Annotated in this window: 16 protein-coding genes; 7 read left to right on the top strand and 9 right to left on the bottom strand. The window is 38.7% G+C overall.

The window, feature by feature from the left end; all coding sequences use genetic code 11:
* The first annotated feature begins 81 nt into the window (after positions 1 to 81).
* Both HUV91_RS13325 and HUV91_RS13320 read left to right on the top strand, forming a co-directional pair.
* Positions 82 to 486, top strand: a complete 405-nt coding sequence (locus tag HUV91_RS13325) for a hypothetical protein (RefSeq protein WP_174493725.1) — start codon at positions 82 to 84, stop codon at positions 484 to 486.
* Between the two features lie 12 nt (positions 487 to 498).
* Positions 499 to 1,164 (top strand): CDP-alcohol phosphatidyltransferase family protein, encoded by a 666-nt coding sequence (locus HUV91_RS13320; RefSeq protein WP_130072047.1) that lies wholly within the window; start codon positions 499 to 501, stop codon positions 1,162 to 1,164.
* A gap of 46 nt (positions 1,165 to 1,210) precedes the next feature.
* Here HUV91_RS13320 and dusA read toward each other — a convergent pair whose 3' ends face one another.
* The gene (gene dusA, locus HUV91_RS13315) at positions 1,211 to 2,215 is read right to left on the bottom strand and encodes a tRNA dihydrouridine(20/20a) synthase DusA (protein ID WP_174493724.1); all 1,005 of its coding nucleotides are present in this window, start codon (positions 2,213 to 2,215) and stop codon (positions 1,211 to 1,213) included.
* A 206-nt stretch (positions 2,216 to 2,421) separates the two neighbouring features.
* On the opposite strand from dusA, the gene HUV91_RS13310 reads away from it, so the two are divergent.
* Positions 2,422 to 3,066, top strand: coding sequence for a HEPN domain-containing protein (locus tag HUV91_RS13310; RefSeq protein ID WP_174493723.1), 645 nt, complete (start codon positions 2,422 to 2,424; stop codon positions 3,064 to 3,066).
* Between the two features lie 42 nt (positions 3,067 to 3,108).
* On the opposite strand, the gene HUV91_RS13305 is transcribed toward HUV91_RS13310, so the two are convergent.
* From HUV91_RS13305 to HUV91_RS13290, 4 genes are all read right to left on the bottom strand, one after another.
* Positions 3,109 to 4,296 carry an MFS transporter gene (locus HUV91_RS13305; RefSeq protein ID WP_130072044.1) on the bottom strand — a complete coding sequence of 396 codons (1,188 nt, stop codon included), beginning with the start codon at positions 4,294 to 4,296 and terminating at the stop codon, positions 3,109 to 3,111.
* A gap of 558 nt (positions 4,297 to 4,854) precedes the next feature.
* On the bottom strand, positions 4,855 to 6,450 hold the full coding sequence (locus tag HUV91_RS13300; RefSeq protein WP_174493722.1) for an FAD-dependent monooxygenase: 1,596 nt from the start codon (positions 6,448 to 6,450) through the stop codon (positions 4,855 to 4,857).
* A gap of 317 nt (positions 6,451 to 6,767) precedes the next feature.
* Entirely contained in the window at positions 6,768 to 7,649 is an 882-nt protein-coding gene (locus HUV91_RS13295) for a S66 peptidase family protein (protein WP_174493721.1), read from the bottom strand.
* Positions 7,650 to 7,673: 24 nt separating this feature from the next.
* On the bottom strand, positions 7,674 to 8,600 hold the full coding sequence (locus HUV91_RS13290) for a DMT family transporter (RefSeq protein ID WP_174493720.1): 927 nt from the start codon (positions 8,598 to 8,600) through the stop codon (positions 7,674 to 7,676).
* An 881-nt stretch (positions 8,601 to 9,481) separates the two neighbouring features.
* Between HUV91_RS13290 and HUV91_RS13285 the strand changes: the two genes are divergently transcribed.
* The 4 genes from HUV91_RS13285 (at position 9,482) to HUV91_RS13270 (ending at position 14,001) form a co-directional block, all read left to right on the top strand.
* Positions 9,482 to 10,609, top strand: a complete 1,128-nt coding sequence (locus HUV91_RS13285; RefSeq protein ID WP_130072041.1) for a Re/Si-specific NAD(P)(+) transhydrogenase subunit alpha — start codon at positions 9,482 to 9,484, stop codon at positions 10,607 to 10,609.
* Between the two features lie 11 nt (positions 10,610 to 10,620).
* Positions 10,621 to 10,941: a proton-translocating transhydrogenase family protein gene (locus tag HUV91_RS13280; protein WP_174493719.1), complete on the top strand. Its 321-nt coding sequence runs from the start codon at positions 10,621 to 10,623 to the stop codon at positions 10,939 to 10,941.
* Between the two features lie 3 nt (positions 10,942 to 10,944).
* On the top strand, positions 10,945 to 12,399 hold the full coding sequence (locus HUV91_RS13275; RefSeq protein ID WP_174493718.1) for an NAD(P)(+) transhydrogenase (Re/Si-specific) subunit beta: 1,455 nt from the start codon (positions 10,945 to 10,947) through the stop codon (positions 12,397 to 12,399).
* A gap of 393 nt (positions 12,400 to 12,792) precedes the next feature.
* Positions 12,793 to 14,001, top strand: a complete 1,209-nt coding sequence (locus tag HUV91_RS13270) for an ammonium transporter (RefSeq protein ID WP_174493717.1) — start codon at positions 12,793 to 12,795, stop codon at positions 13,999 to 14,001.
* An 82-nt stretch (positions 14,002 to 14,083) separates the two neighbouring features.
* Here the strand turns inward: HUV91_RS13270 and rsfS are convergent, their stop codons facing one another.
* The 4 genes from rsfS to HUV91_RS13250 all read right to left on the bottom strand — a co-directional run bounded on the left by rsfS (position 14,084) and on the right by HUV91_RS13250 (position 17,133).
* Positions 14,084 to 14,482 (bottom strand): ribosome silencing factor, encoded by a 399-nt coding sequence (gene rsfS / locus HUV91_RS13265; protein ID WP_130072033.1) that lies wholly within the window; start codon positions 14,480 to 14,482, stop codon positions 14,084 to 14,086.
* A gap of 101 nt (positions 14,483 to 14,583) precedes the next feature.
* Positions 14,584 to 15,378, bottom strand: a complete 795-nt coding sequence (locus HUV91_RS13260; RefSeq protein ID WP_174493716.1) for a hydroxypyruvate isomerase family protein — start codon at positions 15,376 to 15,378, stop codon at positions 14,584 to 14,586.
* A 45-nt stretch (positions 15,379 to 15,423) separates the two neighbouring features.
* On the bottom strand, positions 15,424 to 16,293 hold the full coding sequence (locus HUV91_RS13255; RefSeq protein ID WP_174493715.1) for an NAD(P)-dependent oxidoreductase: 870 nt from the start codon (positions 16,291 to 16,293) through the stop codon (positions 15,424 to 15,426).
* A 51-nt stretch (positions 16,294 to 16,344) separates the two neighbouring features.
* On the bottom strand, positions 16,345 to 17,133 hold the full coding sequence (locus tag HUV91_RS13250) for a crotonase/enoyl-CoA hydratase family protein (protein WP_130072030.1): 789 nt from the start codon (positions 17,131 to 17,133) through the stop codon (positions 16,345 to 16,347).
* Between the last annotated feature and the right edge of the window lie 96 nt (positions 17,134 to 17,229).

The raw sequence follows: 17,229 nt of genomic DNA, 5'->3' as shown, positions 1-17,229 counted from the left end.
AAAAATATAAATTATTCACATTGATTGATATTCATGATTCCACTAAAGTAAAAGAAATTGTACTTACTAAAATGTTTCAAAATGAACAATAAAATTAAAAATACACAACGTTATAATTTTTTGTCGGCTTTTTTTGCTTTTCTACTTTGGGGCTCATGGTCATTTTACATCAACATGACTCAAGGCAATTTGAAAGTAGGCATCATTTCAGGGCTTGCACAAGGCATCTGTAGTTTTATCATTACGCTGCTCATTACACACCTAATTGAAAAACAATTTAATTTTTATCAAATAAAAGGGTTGAAATTACTACTTCCGCCGATTTGCACAATTCTTTTTACAGGGAGCATATTGGTCTTGGTACATCATCTTATTCATACCCCCAATATTTTTAAAACAGTTGCACCTGCATTAACAGTTGCATTTATTTTTGCATTTTTCACCAATTTAAAACTTTATAAGCAATATCAAAATGTTGAATTGTGAGGGAAATATAGGATGTCACAGGAAAATAATTCACCTGAAAACCGCCGCCCGTTGAAAGTGCGAGGTGTAGGTTTGGTTAATCAATTTGCCAAATGGTTAAGTCAAAAGTCAATTACGCCGAATCACATTTCATTGTTCAGTATTGTTTTTGCTGCATTTGCTGCAGCATGTTTATTTGCTGTTCCATATTACGAGGGTATGCTGCAACTTACATTGTACCTTTTAGCTGCATTGTTTATTCAAGGGCGCTTGCTGTGCAATTTGTTTGATGGATTGGTGGCGATCGAGGGTGGAAAGTCTACAGCTTCAGGTGAACTGTTTAACGATATTCCAGATCGAATTTCAGATCCGTTGATTATTATTGCCGCAGGATATTCTATTGGTTGTGTGAGTTATGGTGATATTTTGGGATGGTGTGGGGCATTGCTCGCAGTATTAACCGCATATGTACGAACATTGGCGGTATCGATTGGTGCACCTGCGAATTTCATGGGGCCAATGGCAAAACAACATCGTATGGCATTATTAACCGTTGCCTGTGTGGCGAGTGCAGTGGAACAATGGATTTGGCAACATGATTTTGTCATGTTGTTTGCATTGGTATTGTTAAATCTAGGGGCAGCTGTCACTACGTGGCGTAGGGCTGCATTTGCATATCGCTTTTTAGAGAATAAGTAGCTGAAATATTCCATGTAAATAAGCTCCCGATTTGGGAGCTTATTTTTTAGTTTTGCTTTTCTAAAATGTATTCTTCAGTGCGTTTCATCGCTTCTTTGATATTGATTATTGCATTTTCAACATCAGCAAAAGTTTTGGCATTACCACCACTTAAAGCCTGACGCCATTTACGTGCACCTGGAAGATTTTGAAATAAACCTAAAATATGACGCGTGATAATGGACAGGGGTGCACCTTCTTCCATACGTTTTGCAATATAAGGCAACATTTGATCCATAATGTCAAAACGGTCAGGCAAGTCTAAATTCCACAATTGCCCCATTTCAGCCAAAAGATAAGGATTGTGATAGGCCTCACGACCAATCATTACACCATCGACATGTTTAAGGTGTTCTTGCGTTTCAGCGAAAGTTTTGATGCCGCCATTGATCTCGATGAGTAAATCTGGACGTTCTTGTTTTAAACGATAAACATCTTCATAGCGTAGCGGTGGCACATCGCGATTTTCTTTGGGGGATAGACCTTTGAGGAGTGCAATGCGTGCATGTACGATAAAATTATTACAGCCGGTTTTTGCTACAGTGTCTACAAAATGCAACATCTCTTCATAGGATTGCATGTCGTCAATGCCGATACGGTGTTTTACTGTGACAGGGATATCTACAGCGTTACGCATTTCAGCAATACACTCAGCGACCAAATCAGGCTCTGCCATTAAACAAGCCCCGATTTTATTATTCTGTACACGGTCACTTGGACAGCCGACATTTAAATTGACTTCATCATAGCCCCAGTCTTGTGCCATTTTACTACAGGTTGCCAGCTCTTGGGGGTTGGAGCCACCAAGCTGTAAAACAATCGGATGCTCTTCATGGTTATAGTCTAAATGACGATTTGCACCACCGTAGATGATTGCACCTGTCGTGACCATCTCGGTATATAAAATCACGTTTGGATTAAATAGACGTGCAAAAAAACGGTAATCCTTAGTTGTCCAATCCATCATCGGGGCAACCGAAATGCGAGGCTGTAAAGAATGGAGATCAGACATAACATAATCCACAAGGAGCAAAACGAAAGGGCAAATTATACGGGTTTTAGTTATAAATCTACAGTACTGTGATAATGCATAATTTTTGTCGCAATTTTATTGCTCGTGTTTTAGTTATTTTAAATAAAATTAAATATTTAGGCTTGATGCATCGCTTAAATTTCAGTAATGTAATTTTATAAATATAAAGAATGGAGTGATAAACCATGTTGGTTTTAGAAGAAACTTACAAAAGTAAGAAAGCGCAAAATTCAGACCAATTTAATTTAAGAATTCATCGTAGTTTGAGTTGGTTGAAACAAGCCATATTATTAGATAAAAGTTTAGATTTAAAATTTATCAGTTTATGGGTTGCATTCAACGCAATTTATGCGCAAGACGGTGATGAAATCAAAGATCGACAGCAATTTAGACGCTTCTTATTGGAACTGTGTCAGGCGGATACTGAACATAAAATTTATTATTTAATTTGGACGAAATACAGTCATTCAATACGTATATTGCTTGATAATCCTTATACTTTTCAACCTTTTTGGGATTATCAAAACCAAAAAATCAGCCAACAAGAGTGGAAAATAAGTTTTGAGAAAGATAAAAATAAAGTACATCAAGCTTTGCAACAAAAAGACAGCGTGGAAGTGCTATATGTGATTTTTAATCGGCTCTATACCTTACGTAACCAAATTATGCATGGTGGTTCGACGTATAACAGCTCAGTGAATCGTGCACAGATTCAGGATGCATGTCATATTTTAACCGCAGTGTTGCCTACATTTATGCATATCTTATTGGAAAATGAAAAGATTATAGATTTAGGTAAACCCTTTTACCCTGTAGTTCAGGTGTCTTAAGCAAAAAAAATCCCTCAAATATTGTGGGATTTTGCATGGGTTTTAAGCTTGAATTTTATTTAAAAATAAGCGGTCTAGCAGTGCAAAAAATGCTGAACAAAGGACTAAACACAAACCAACGAGACAGGTCATTGTCCACCCACCATGATGCCAAGCATAAACACCAAGTGCTGACCCACACGCACCACCCGTAAAATAAGCCGTCATATAAATTGAATTAATACGAGATTTTGCATCAGGGCGTAAACGGAAAATAATGTTTTGGTTACTACTGTGCACGATGGCTAAACCAAGGCTAATCACACCATACCCGATGATATAACTGAAGAGTGATGTGCCACCAAAATATAAAAATACCCAACTACAGGCTAAAATAATCACACCGATGAGGGTTAAACGATTGGTATAGCCTTTGTCTGCGATTTTACCGATTTTTGTAGTACTGAGTGCGCCAAAGACACCGATGAGCGTAGCAACGCCCACCATGACATCGGGGAGTTCAAAAGGTTTTGAAGTGAGTAGAACGGCAATGGTTGAAAATAAAATACTCATTGCAGCAAAGGCAAAACCGCCAATCAATGAGCGATAGACTAAACGTTTTTCTTCAACAATCAACGTGGCCATCGACTGAAAAATTTTACGATAACTCATCTTAAATGTAGGTACTGCAGGCAAACGAGTTCTTAATAAAAATGCTAAAATTAACATCAATATAGAACTTAGGGCATAGATCACTTTCCAGTGAAATAAGTTAGAGAGTAAACCTGCCAAACTGGTGGAAAGTAATAATCCAACCAATAAACCACTCATTAAAAAGCCAATGACTTCACCCGTTTTTTCAGGCTTGACTGCCATCGTTGCCAAGGGAATCAAAACTTGTGCAGCCACAGAAAATAATCCTGCGATGACTGTACCGAGCCAAAGCATGGGTAAATTCACAGCAAAAGCACAAAGTAATAAACCGATTGCGGCAAAAAACATCAATAAAGGAATAAACTTAGTTTTATTTACAATATCGCCAACAGGCACAATGAATAATAGACCTAAAGCATAGGACACTTGTGCAAAAGTCACAGTCAGTGCTACCTGTGATTCAGGGACTTGAAAATATTGTTGAATCGAATGCACTAAAGGTTGGCAATAATAGTTCGCACCTGCACATAAACCACAGGAGATCGCCATCAGCCACAATAATCCTTTATTTTGGCTAATATCGAGTTGAGGTTGCATAAAAGCTCCGTATGGGTTTTATAAACAATAGGCTGTTGCTTCAATTTCAAGCTGCATTGCGGGCAGTACAAAACAAGGCATAGGAATCAATCTACATGCAGGGAAAGCGTGATTTTTCCATAAAAGTTACATTTCTTGAATTAAGCTTTGATGCTTTTGTGCAGGAAAAATGTTTCACTTCAGCGATGTGACTATACGTAAATGCAGATGGATTATAAAGAGTGTTTTGATTAAAGAGGATAAAGACTTTGATGCAAAAAAAAGATTTAATTTGCAGTATAGGATGAGTCTGATACAAGTCATGCAAGCATCTAATGTTTTGCCACGATAAGGTCTACCGAATCAGCTTGATTGAAAATAAAGGTCAAAAAATTGGCGATCATGATTTGATTAAAAATAATATAATTATGGCAGTTTTGCTAATCGTTAGATCAATTTATTGGGTGTGAATATAAGATCAAAAATAAATCAAGAACAATAAGAAATGACGATTAAATAAAAGAAACCTTTACACAAAAAGTGCAAAGGTGTGTTGTTAAGTTTCTCTATATGTAGAGCTTAATTGATTGAATTCTTGATGGGTACAGCGATTTGATTGATCACCTGAAGAAGCACATTTTCAGGATCATCGGGTCGATTGATGCTGCGCCAAGCAATAAAACCATCTGGACGAACAAGACTTACACCTTCAGCATTTATGCCAAATAAAGAATTAAACTCATCGGGCTGATCAAAGAACACATCTACACCAATCACGAAGGTTCGTAGGGGAATTGCTGTCTTTTCTGCAACAATGTGTGCGGCGATTTTCCATCTTGGATTTTGTGTAAGGAGAATGAATCCTTGACCAAATAAATCGATTGTTGATCTCCTATTTTGTTGATCATGAATCCATGCGTGAGGTGCGCGTGTACCTGGTTGTCCTGCCCATTCAGTTGGTGTTGCTGCAGGAGGCAGATTTGTATGTGTATCGACAATCGCGGATGAACATAACCGTTGTCCTAATTCCATAGCGAGATCACTGAATAATGGTATTTCATTAAATTTTGCACCAAGAAATTTATGATAATCAGGTCGTGCAAAAGTTTGATCATGTCGCAATACGGCAATAGGCTGACGTTCAGTTTGGTAAGTAGAAAGTAAAATGGGGGCAGAATTTCCTTTGATAACAAGTTCAAGTTTCCATGCTAGGTTATACACATCATCTATTCCTGTATTGGCCCCAAAACCTCCACGTGTAGGAGGAAGTTGATGGGCAGCATCACCAGCCAAAAATATACGACCATCGCGATAGTGTTCTGCGATCCAACCTGCCATTTCCCATTGACCTGTGGTAATGATCTTAAAATCCATTTTTTTACCGAGCGCCAAATGAATTGCAGCCTTAAGTTCATCCTCGGTTCGTTCATGATGATCAGTAAACATAAGTACCCAACGACCATCATGGTAGGTGGTTAGAAATGCTTTTAAATGAGGCTGCTCAATTTCAAATTGCTGAATTCCTTGCTTAAGATAAAGATCTGCTTCAGGGCAACTAAATAGAACGCTATACACTGTTTGTAAATATCCAACACCATTACGTTGAATACCGAGCTGTGATCGAACCGAACTATGACAACCATCAGCAGCGATCATATATTTTGCTTCTATAATCTGTTCTTCAAGTGTCTCACGATGGCGTATACGTGCCGAAACGCCTTGACTATTTTGAGTGAAATCAATCATCTCACTACCTAGCCTGAAGTCAGCCCCCAAGGCGAGTGCACGTTTACGCAGGATCGGTTCAAGTTTATCTTGTGCGATAGCTGCACCTTTTACAGGTGAATACTGCATGGGTATTTCTTTAGTTGTTTGTGGTGTCCAAGGTGATTCTTCAAACCATTTTCCACTTAAGCTTTCAGCACGAATACGTCTTAAGCGAAAACTATCATTCACTTGTGGAATTTCATCACCGATTCCCGTGATGCGGAAAAACTCAAGCGTATGTTCTGTATAGCCCATCGCTCTAGGATGGGGAGAACTGTTTAAGTGTTTTTCAATGAGAATATTTTTAATGCCTCGCCATGATAAAAACAGCGAAGCAGAAAGACCAACTAGGCTACCGCCAATAATCACAATATCAGTTTGTTGTGATTTAAGATGAGAATTTTGCATCTCTACCTCCTATAAACATGAATAAAAAGACATTCATATTCGGTTGAGTATCGGAAGCTGTAGAGGTTACAAAAGAGAAAATTTGAATAAATCATCAACGAACTCCGACACTAGACAGATATAAAAACGTCTATTGTCGTGGTCCGCGGCCTTAGGGGCTGGATCATTCATGCTTGATCTTGGTCAAGTATTGACTGGGGCTCACCACATCCAGTCTCGCCATTTTCGACCTTTTGATCATAATCCAATTTTAAATGGATGGAAATCCAAATTTAAAAAACAGATGGATGAGGTAAATCAGCTTTTGAGCAATTGGGTTAAAAAACAAGTTGTGAGTTTTGAATAGAGGCCTCTTTTCCAATCCAAAATGGCTGGTTACTCGCACCGTGCCCAAACCAATCACATTGATAAAGTGGAATTTTTAATGGCTCTAAATGTTCGGCAACAATTTCTACAATACTTTGAGGAACATTTTTTTGAGGACATGCATAGAAATCACCGAGGACCAATGCTTTTAAGTTCGAGAGATCAAGGCTTTGTAATAGCTGTGTCAATGCACGCTCAATACGGTAATAGGGTTCACCAACATCTTCGAGTAAGAGCATACTCGGTTGCTGTAATTTCAATGCATTACTTGTCCCTTGTAGACTGCACAATACGGTAAGATTTCCACCTAACACTTTGAGTTGACCTGAACATGCTTGAGCATGATCTGAATAAATCTGCGTGAGTGGATAAACATTTTCTGACGTTAAAGCTAAACGTTGAACATCAAGCAGTTGAATAACAGATTGAGCATCGGGTGAAAGCGTATGCTGAGCTAAATTTTTTACAGCAATTTCAGAAAATACAGGTGCATGTAGCGCTTGACCGTGATGCATTGCAACATAGTTTAGCAACACGGTTGCATCTGAATAGCCAATAATTGGTTTGTTTAATATCCAGTTTTCTAGATAAGGCACGAGCATGGCTGCTCCAGAGCCACCGCGTGCCAACCAAATAGCATCGACTTCAGGATCTAAACACGCCATTTTTAAGTCTGAAAGACGTTGTTCGACTGTACCTGCCAAATAGCGGTATTGAGCAAAAACATGAGTGCCTAAACTGACTTGATGACCCAGTTGTTCAAGCTGAGTTTGAGCTAATTTAATATTTTCAACATCTACACATGCGCTAGGCGAAACAATTCTAAAATGCATATTTATTCCAAAATTTTATACGATTTAACTTGCAAGTTTCTTCTTGGATAATGTGATCATCATGACACCAATGATATTTAAGATGCAACCAAACCATTGAATACTATTCATCTGCTCGCCCAATAAAGCAACAGCTAAAATAATGGTTAAAATTGGTCCAATAGAGCCAATCATTGCAGATTGTGCTGCACCTAAACGGGAAATACTTTGCGCAATTAAAATGGTGGGTAAAACCGTGACCAATAAACCCAAAGCAATACCATACCCAATAATTTCACGCGGTAACTGAGCAAGTAAAGTCAAAGGTTGTGGGGTCGCAATCAGAAAATGGGTCAATGTCCCTATACATGCAACACTGAGTGCTAAACCTGTAAAGTTCCAAGAACCAAAACGCACGATTAAACGAGGGGTTAAGAGCAAATAGGCTGCAAAACTGATTGCACTTGCAAATACCAAGCTGACCCCGAGCCAAAAATTACCTTCATGTGCAACGGTACTTTGCTCTTGTAACATCACAATTACAGTACCACCGTAGCTTAAAGCAATAGCAATAAGACTTTTGACGCTGAGTTTTTGTTTATAGATCGCGCAAGACGCCAAGACTGTTAAAGTTGGATATAAAAATAAAATAATTCTTTCCAAGGATGCACTGATATACATTAACCCTGAAAAGTCTAACCAACTTGAAAAGTAATAACCAAGTAAACCCGCAAAAACTAACAGCCCCCAATCTTTCAGTGTAATATTTTGACTATGTTTACGGTTTAACCAACACAACAAGAGAAAAAATGGCAAAGCACTTGCCATACGCAATGCCATCAGTACTGTGCCATCGACCAAAGGTGATAGTGCATAGGCTTGTTTAATGAAAATAGCTTTGGTACTAAACAAAAATGCAGCACCCAAAGCAAACAAAGAACCTAATTGTGTGCTAGATAAAGAAAATTTCATGGATTGATCACAATTTAAAAATGAGGACTTTCGATATATGCATTTTCAGTATAAAGGCTCTTAATTTAGAGATGAAATGCAAAAAAAGAATCAATTCCATCAAAAGATGGAATGGAAGATCTATGCAAGTGTTATATGAAGCTGTTTATTGAGATCAAAGCGAGATGATGTCATTTAAGCACACCAAACGAGTTTGTTTAAAAATGCACTAAAAATGTGCATATTATGCCAAAGTGTTTCAATAATGCCGTTTGGTCATCATTTGGCAAAATGGCGAATAAAAAAATTAAAAAATTTTTGCATTTTAAATTATGGTAAAAAAGGCAATTTAAGATATTTTATCCAAGTACTTTTATTTATTAATGAAATTAAAAAAAGTAATGATAACATTCTTGCATAATTGACATTTTTTGTATGAAATTAAGTCAATAAAACAAGAGAGGTAAAACGATAAAATTGTCAGAAAGGCGAATTTAGAAAATTATGCAGCTAAAAAGCTTGTTTTCTAAATAAATATCTAAAAGTGATTAAGACGAATTTTCTAAGTCTAAGTGTAGTAAAAGCCAATTTAAATGTGATGTTCGATATCACAACCGTGATTTAACAAGCTCAAATGCTTCATAAATCACTTTAATTTTTTTATTTTGATTAAAAAATAGGCTTGAATAGCATAGGTGCTATTACTTTAAATAAATGTTGCATATGTTTTTAATTTATAAAAGTGAATCTTGAGTTCAAAATAATCACATTTATTAAATAAATATTGGGTAGTATTTTAAAAAAGTTCAATTAGAATCCAAAAATTAGAAGAAAACGCATCCTAGGGGGAGACATCGTTTACACGATGTTTGCTTGAAGAAAAATTAGCTTGAGGAACGCTCATGCAGATCGGAATCCCAACCGAAACTGTCGTCGGAGAAAGTCGTGTAGCTGCTACACCTGAGACAGTAAAAAAGTTGATCAGCGCTGGTCATAACGTAGTCATTGAACGTGGAGCAGGTAAAAAAGCTGCTTATATTGACAGTGCTTACGAACAGGTCGGTGCAAAAATTACGGATGATGCCTACACGGGTAGTCAATTGATTTTGAAAGTTCGTGCACCTAAGAATGATGAAATTCAAAAACTTGCTGCGGGCACAACAGTGGTTGCTATGTTTGATCCCTATCGTAATCCTGACCTTGATCAGTTTGCGTCACAACAGGTATCTGCATTTGCATTAGAGCTTTTGCCTCGTACACTTTCTCGTGCGCAGAACATGGACGTATTGTCTTCTCAAGCGAACCTTGCAGGTTATAAATCTGTACTTTTAGCTGCTGCAGAATATCAACGTATGTTCCCAATGCTCATGACGGCTGCTGGTACTGTGAAACCAGCTCGTGTCGTGATCATGGGAGTTGGTGTTGCAGGTCTTCAAGCGATTGCGACTGCAAAACGTCTAGGTGCTGTGGTTGAAGCCACAGATTTACGTCCAACTGCACGTGACCAAGTAGAATCACTTGGTGGTAAGTGGTTAGACGTACCAATGTCTGATGAAGAAAAACAAAAAGCTGCAGATGCTGCAAAAAATGGTTATGGATGGATGCCAGGTGAGCAATACATCAAAGACCAAGCCATTATCGTCGATAAAGCAGTTTCAAATGCGGATATCGTAATTACGACGGCATTATTGCCAGGTCGTGATGCACCGCGTCTGATTAAAGCTGAAACTGTTGCCAAAATGAAACCAGGTTCAATCATCCTTGATATGGCGGTTGAAACAGGCGGTAACGTTGAAGGCTCGAAATGTGGTGAAAATGTTGTAACAGATAATGGCGTGACTATTTTGGGTATCCCAAATATTCCTGCAACTGTTTCGACAGAAGCTTCGGCGTTGTATGCACGTAACGTTTTCAATTTCGTAGAAACGTTGTTTGATAAAGAGAAAAACTTTGCCATCAACCAAGAAGACGAAATTCAAAAAGCACTTCTAGTAACTCATGGCGGTCAAGTACTGCTGAAGCGTGGTTAAGGAGAGTCATCATGGTTGAAACTATTACTATTTTCGTCTTAGCCATCTTTGTTGGTTACTACGTGGTTTGGGGTGTAACACCTGCATTGCATACGCCGTTAATGGCGGTAACCAATGCTTTGTCATCAATCATTATCGTGGGTGCGATGCTACAAACTGTTGGTATCCCAGGTGTTGTTGATGCAAATGTACAATTCCAATCAATCAATGTTGTGAGTGTACTTGGTGCAGTTGCAGTGTTCTTGGCAAGTATTAACATTTTTGGTGGTTTCGCAGTCACTGCGCGTATGCTTGAAATGTTTAAGCCTAAACAAAAGAAAAAAGAGGGCTAATCCATGGAATTCATTAAAGAATATGCGGATTGGTTCTACCTAGTCGGTGCTGTCCTTTTTATCTTAACTTTACGTGGTCTTTCGGGTCCTAAAACTGCGATCCAAGGTAACCGTTACGGTATGGTTGCGATGGCAATCGCTGTCATTACAACTTTCTTCGTGGCAGATCATCCTGTTGTTTGGATGATTGGTGGGGCGATGGTGTTGGGTGCGATTGTGGGTATTGCGCGTGCTCGTACAGTGCCAATGACACAAATGCCTGAAACTGTTGCGTTAATGCACTCATTGGTGGGGTTGGCTGCGGTATTGATTGCGATTGCTGCAATTTTACACAATAACCAGCTCACAGCATTATTTGCTGAAAATGAAGCTGCTTTGACTGCTGCAGGTGTACAACATGCACACATGAGCAAAGTTCATTTATTTGAATTATTTGTAGGTTGTTTCGTTGGTGCGATTACCTTCACAGCTTCGGTATTTGCTTATGGTAAATTGGCTGCGAAGAAATGGGCAAAAACCATTTCAGGTGGATGGGTTAAACCTGTTCAAGCAATCATTTTTATTGCAATGTTGGCATGTGGTATCTACTTCTTTACCACAGGTAACATGCAAGCATTCTGGGCAATGACAGCACTTGCACTTGCATTCGGCTGGGTGTGGATTGCACCAGTTGGTGGCGGTGATATGCCAGTGGTGGTATCGCTTCTTAACTCATTCTCAGGATGGGCTGCTGCTGGGATTGGTTTCACGCTTGAAAACAACATGTTGATTGTTGCTGGTTCACTGGTTGGTTCTTCTGGTGCAATTCTGTCTTACATCATGTGTAAAGCAATGAACCGTTCAATCATCAACGTATTGTTTGGTGGTGCAATGGGTGGTGCAGCTGCTGCGACTGCTGAAAAAGGTGAACAGGTTCAACGTAATTATCGCTCAGGTTCTGCGGATGATGCTGGCTTCTTGATGTCAAATGCGGATAGCGTTGTGATTGTACCAGGTTATGGTATGGCGCAAGGTCGTGCGCAAAATGCTGTGAAAGAGTTGTGTGAAATCTTGAAAGAACAAGGTGTAACGGTTCGTTTTGCGATTCACCCAGTTGCTGGTCGTATGCCAGGTCACATGAACGTACTTTTAGCTGAAGCTGATGTTGCTTATGAAGACATCTTGGAAATGGATGAGATTAACTCAGATTTTCCTGCAACAGACGTGGTACTTGTGATTGGTGCGAACGACGTAGTGAACCCAGCTGCGAAAGATGATCCAAGCTCACCAATTTATGGTATGCCAATTCTTGAGGCGCATAAAGCACGTACCATCATGGTGATCAAACGCTCTATGGCAACAGGTTATGCTGGCTTAGATAACGATTTGTTCTACAATGAAAAAACCATGATGATCTTTGGTGATGCGAAGAAAGTGGTTGAAGATATGACGAAAGCGATTAATGGCGGCGGTCACTAATCTATGCTTCTAAAGTCCCTCTTTTGTAAAGAGGGACTTAGGGAGAGTAAAAACCACCTTCGGGTGGTTTTTTATTGTGACTGAAGAGATATTTAGCCATTAATTGAATTTCAAATTTTGGAACTGGATTAAAAGCTTGACTAAGTTTTAAATAATATTTAGGACATGCAGTAAGGCAAGTTCAATAAATTTAAATGATTTGCTTTAAACATCTAATTAAAATTACTGTTTGATAAATAGTATAAAAAATGAGAAAACGTGAAAAGTTGTTTTTTAAAAGACAAAATCACTTTATAATTCAAACGAATTGATAACTATGTAACATTAGTATTATTAATTGTGATTTTTTTAAAATAAATAAAATGTCATTTAAACAATGGGATAGAGGAATTCATGCTGAATTGGAAGTACGCTAAGTATCTTGCTTTATTCATGTTGCTTGTCCCATGCTGTGTATTTGCTTCGAATTTAGATCAAGATATTGCTGCATTTAATCTCATAACTGACTACCGATTACTGTTTTTTGGTGGGGTATTCGTGATTTTTGTTCAAGCTGGTTTTGCTATAGTTGAAGGTGGATACCAGTTTAATCTTAAGTCTATTTTTGCGCTGTTGATCAGTTATTTATCTTCAATTTTAGGTGCTGTGCTTTTTGGCTTATTGTGTGTGGGGGGGATTCATTTTGGCGTAATAGATCACCCCAATGATAAGCCATATTTTTATTCTGGTTGGCATAGGAATTTATTGTTTTTCTATATACTTATGGCAACTACAATTACTACAGTTGTAGGGCGAATTATTCCTAATAAAAGTTCACTTATCATGAGTTGGGGAGTGGGTTTAACCATTTCTGCAATTATTTTTCCTTTCTTTAGTAGTTGGGTTTGGGGCAATATTTTATGGGGTGGTGGCTGGCTAAAAAATATTGGATTTATTGATTTTGCAGGTTCTACCGTTGTTCATTCTGCGGCAGCATGGGTGCTTCTTGCAGGTTATTTGACATTGAAGTCTGCTGGAAAAGAAGAAGAAAAGAAGAAGAATTTAATCTTTGAAGATTATCGAATTTTATCATTTGCAGTTGCAGGTTTTATTCTTTGGCTCGCGTGGTCAGGATTGAATGTTGTTTATATCACTGCGATTCCAGTCGATGTTAGTGTAGTTGTGAGCAATGCTTTTATTGCGCTGTTCACAGCCTTCATTGCTCCCCTGATTTTAGTTTCAGCATTTGATCGTCGGATGATCTCTTGGAATGAATTAATTAAATCTGCACTCGGTGGATTGGTAGCTATCACTGCAAGCTGTGGATTTGTTGATTATTTCACAGCAACACTGATTGGCGCAGTAGCAGGTTTACTAACCGTTTATGTACCCCGAACATTGATTCATCGAGTAACATCTCGACATGTTAGAGATGTGATTGCAGTACATGGAATGTGTGGTGTGTGGGGGACTTTGGCAGTTGCCATGGTTGAAAGTTCAATGGGACTTTCTATAGCAGAAGCTTTTGTTGTTCAAAGTTTTGGTGTTTTGGTTAATTTTGTTTGGAGTTTCGGGCTAGGTTATCTTGTCTTTAAGCAGTTATCCAAAATGAATTTTTTATAAAAATTCGCAAAAAATCAAATAATAGTGACAAAAAAAGCGACAAATACGTCGCTTTTTAAGTTTCTCATTTTATAAATGAGCTTTAGGCAACTTCAGGAGTTACACGCCATAAGCTTTCTAAATCATAAAATTTACGAGCTGTCGGTAGCATGACATGTACAACAACCAATCCTAAATCAATCAGGATCCATTCTGCATCACGCTCACCTTCTACCCCGATCGGGCGGAAGCCAGCTTTACGTGCTTCTTCAGCAACATTATCAGCAAGCGCTTTAACATGACGTGTTGATGTACCACTTGCGATGACGATAGCATCTGCTACGTTGCTAATGCTGCTTACATCAAGTTCAAGAATATCTTTTGCTTTTACATCTAGTAGGGCTTCATGTACAACTTTTAAGCAATTTTGTACATCTTGTTTGTGAGAATTCATTGCAAGTTCAAGAGAATTAGAAGCGCTGGGCGATGGTTCTAAATTCATGGTAAAATATATTTTCCAGACAATTACTCATCCTCTAATATAGCGCCTTTATCGAATAAATTCAAATTTATACAATAAGACTTGTGGATATTTTTTCCAGTTTAAGCTTGGTGGTTGTCGGTAAAATATTTTCTTTTCCATGCAAATGATTGATTGGAATAAACTTGTGGTTTGTATTCTGCGGCGATATAGCCTGTGTATGAACTTTGTCCAAGCCATGTGAAAATTTCTGCATAATTTATCTGAGCTGTATCGGGTTCATGTCGCCCTGGGCAGTCAGCAAATTGAATATGCCCAATCCAGTTTATATTTTCCTGTAGTGCCAGCAAAATATTTTCGCCCATCATTGCCATGTGGTAACAATCGTATTGTATTTTTAAAGCAGGATGTTGTACGGCTTCGAGCATTTCTTGGGCTTGTGCAATATTTTGCACTAAAAAGCGTGGCATATCTGTGCCATTAATCATTTCAAAAACAGGCTGAATGTGATGTTCCGAACACAGGTGACATGCAAGCTTTAAGTTTTTAGATAGGGTGTTGAGGCAGGGAAGTAGATCTGCATCTAGAGGTTGTTTACCTGCAAGAATATTTACACTGGGGACATTCAGCGCAGTGGCATATTCAATTGCTGTTAATAGCGCTTGATGAAATTCAAGCTCTTTGCCAGGAATGCCTGCTAAACCATTACCGCCATGCATTAAGTCGCCCGCAGGGACATTGATCAAGCAGAGTTTTAAGTCATATTGATCAAGTTGATTTTGAATTTCTCTAATGCTGAGCTCATAAGGAAACTGAATTTCAATGTGTTGGAAGCCGTGCTGATGTGCTAAAGCAAAGCGTTCAATTAAGGGAACTTCAGTAAAAATCATTGAAAGATTTACTGCGAGTTTACTCATATATCTGCTCCATGATGATGTATCATATTATTAATTTTCAATGTTTTACTGATTTTCAACGTGTTTAATTACACTTGCTAAATCTGAATCAGCATAACCATTGTTTTGGTGTGCTTGCAACTGCGACAATGCTTTTTTTGCTACAGGAATATCGAGTTGGAATTTTTCAGCCAAGTGAACTGCATTATTTAAATCTTTTGATAATGTCTGTACTTTCCATTGCACAGGCTCAAAGTGATGTGCTGCCATGCGAGGCGTTAAAATTTGAAAAGGTTTTGAGTCAGCAAAACCACCTGCGAGCGCAGGCGCAAGTAGTGTGGTATCTACACCTGCTTGTTGTGCAAGTGCAACCGCTTCAGCAATCAGTGTACTGTTTGCGGCAACAATAAGTTGATTACAGATTTTAGTGGCTTGTCCTGTTCCTGAGTCACCCATGCGTGTGACACGTTGCGAAAGAACATTGTAGATTAAGCTTAAATGCTCAATGGTTTCGGCATCTCCCCCAGCAAAAATGACCAAAGTGCCATTTTCTGCACCTGCTGTTCCACCTGATACAGGCGAGTCAATCCAAGTGACACTAAGTTGCTGTGCTTTATCCGCAAGTGTCAGCGTTTTATCCACAGATAAACTCGAAAAATCCACAATGACCTGTTGAGGTTTGAGATGTGGTGCGATGAGATCAAACACATTTTGTACGGCATGATCATCGGCAAGGCAGCTTAAAATAACAGGATAGTCTGCAATATTGTCGAGTTGAAGAGCATGTGCTCCCATGTCAATCAAGCTTTCACATGCACTCGCAGTTCGATTCCATATCGCTACTTGAAAACCAGCTTGGACTAAACGCGTTGCCATGCGGCTGCCCATCAATCCCATTCCAAGAAATGCAATTTTAGTATTACGATCAAAACTCATATTCACGATCTCAAACTATTCCCTGTAAATTTAAATGATTTCACATATCTATTATTTAAATTGGCGAGGTAAAAACTCCACGTCTGGGTTTTTATCTTTTTTACGTGCAATTTGACTGTTCTTACCTAAAAGTAATTTCAATTGCCAAATTTTTTCTAAACGCAATGACTTTTTAGGTTCATGCTCCATTGCATCGAGCACGCGTTTTGCTGCTGCAAGCGCATCCGGTGAGCGTTGTAACATTTCTTCAGCAATGGCTTGAGCTTTTGTAAGCGGAGCTGGATCAGTATGAGTGACTAAGCCGATCTCTTTGGCGTAATTGCCATCAAAAATACGCGCAGTTAAAGTCAACTCTTTTGCTAAATCTAAGCCAATAACGCCTTTGATTGAGCGAGATAATCCCATATCAGGCACTAAGCCCCAACGACTTTCCATGATTGACATTTTCGTATCAGGATGAGCGATTCGAATATCTGCTGCAAGCGCCAATTGCATCCCTGCGCCAAAGCAAAAACCTTCTAGTGCTGCAATGACAGGAACTGGGAGTTCTTGCCAAATGAGAAAGGCTTTTTGAAATAAACTTTGTCCTGGTTTTAACAACTCCCAAGCAGCAAAAGCTGTATTTTTGGGGCTGTTTAAATCAGCAAGATCAATGCCAGCACTAAATACATTGGCTTCGCCTGTTAAAATGACGGCACGGATACTACGGTCTTTTTTAATCTTTTGGGCAGTAATGACCAACTCTCGTAGTAAGGCAAAGCTCATGGCATTGCGTTTTTCTGGGCGGTTGAGATATACCGTAGCAATGCCATTTTGTTTTTCAATGCGTAATAGCGACATGTTTTTTACTCTTCTTGATTTGTCATTTAGCATAGCATGTGCATGTCATGGGAACATGACAGTGCAGTCACAGAAAGTAGTCATTAGTGATACCTC

This window comes from Acinetobacter sp. Marseille-Q1623, assembly GCF_902809895.1.
GTDB lineage: Bacteria > Pseudomonadota > Gammaproteobacteria > Pseudomonadales > Moraxellaceae > Acinetobacter > Acinetobacter piscicola_A.
The sequence above is the reverse complement of the archived record's forward strand: the minus strand, read 5'-3'. Positions and strand labels throughout refer to the sequence as shown.

Coding starts and splice junctions, on each gene's coding strand:
- HUV91_RS13250 (WP_130072030.1), bottom strand. CDS start 17,133: ATGTCGCTATTACGCATTGAAAAACAAAATGGCATTGCTACGGTATAT.
- HUV91_RS13275 (WP_174493718.1), top strand. CDS start 10,945: ATGGAATTCATTAAAGAATATGCGGATTGGTTCTACCTAGTCGGTGCT.
- HUV91_RS13305 (WP_130072044.1), bottom strand. CDS start 4,296: ATGCAACCTCAACTCGATATTAGCCAAAATAAAGGATTATTGTGGCTG.
- HUV91_RS13295 (WP_174493721.1), bottom strand. CDS start 7,649: ATGCATTTTAGAATTGTTTCGCCTAGCGCATGTGTAGATGTTGAAAAT.
- rsfS (WP_130072033.1), bottom strand. CDS start 14,482: ATGAATTTAGAACCATCGCCCAGCGCTTCTAATTCTCTTGAACTTGCA.
- HUV91_RS13300 (WP_174493722.1), bottom strand. CDS start 6,450: ATGCAAAATTCTCATCTTAAATCACAACAAACTGATATTGTGATTATT.
- HUV91_RS13320 (WP_130072047.1), top strand. CDS start 499: ATGTCACAGGAAAATAATTCACCTGAAAACCGCCGCCCGTTGAAAGTG.
- HUV91_RS13290 (WP_174493720.1), bottom strand. CDS start 8,600: ATGAAATTTTCTTTATCTAGCACACAATTAGGTTCTTTGTTTGCTTTG.
- HUV91_RS13285 (WP_130072041.1), top strand. CDS start 9,482: ATGCAGATCGGAATCCCAACCGAAACTGTCGTCGGAGAAAGTCGTGTA.
- HUV91_RS13280 (WP_174493719.1), top strand. CDS start 10,621: ATGGTTGAAACTATTACTATTTTCGTCTTAGCCATCTTTGTTGGTTAC.
- dusA (WP_174493724.1), bottom strand. CDS start 2,215: ATGTCTGATCTCCATTCTTTACAGCCTCGCATTTCGGTTGCCCCGATG.
- HUV91_RS13310 (WP_174493723.1), top strand. CDS start 2,422: ATGTTGGTTTTAGAAGAAACTTACAAAAGTAAGAAAGCGCAAAATTCA.
- HUV91_RS13270 (WP_174493717.1), top strand. CDS start 12,793: ATGCTGAATTGGAAGTACGCTAAGTATCTTGCTTTATTCATGTTGCTT.
- HUV91_RS13325 (WP_174493725.1), top strand. CDS start 82: ATGAACAATAAAATTAAAAATACACAACGTTATAATTTTTTGTCGGCT.
- HUV91_RS13260 (WP_174493716.1), bottom strand. CDS start 15,378: ATGAGTAAACTCGCAGTAAATCTTTCAATGATTTTTACTGAAGTTCCC.
- HUV91_RS13255 (WP_174493715.1), bottom strand. CDS start 16,293: ATGAGTTTTGATCGTAATACTAAAATTGCATTTCTTGGAATGGGATTG.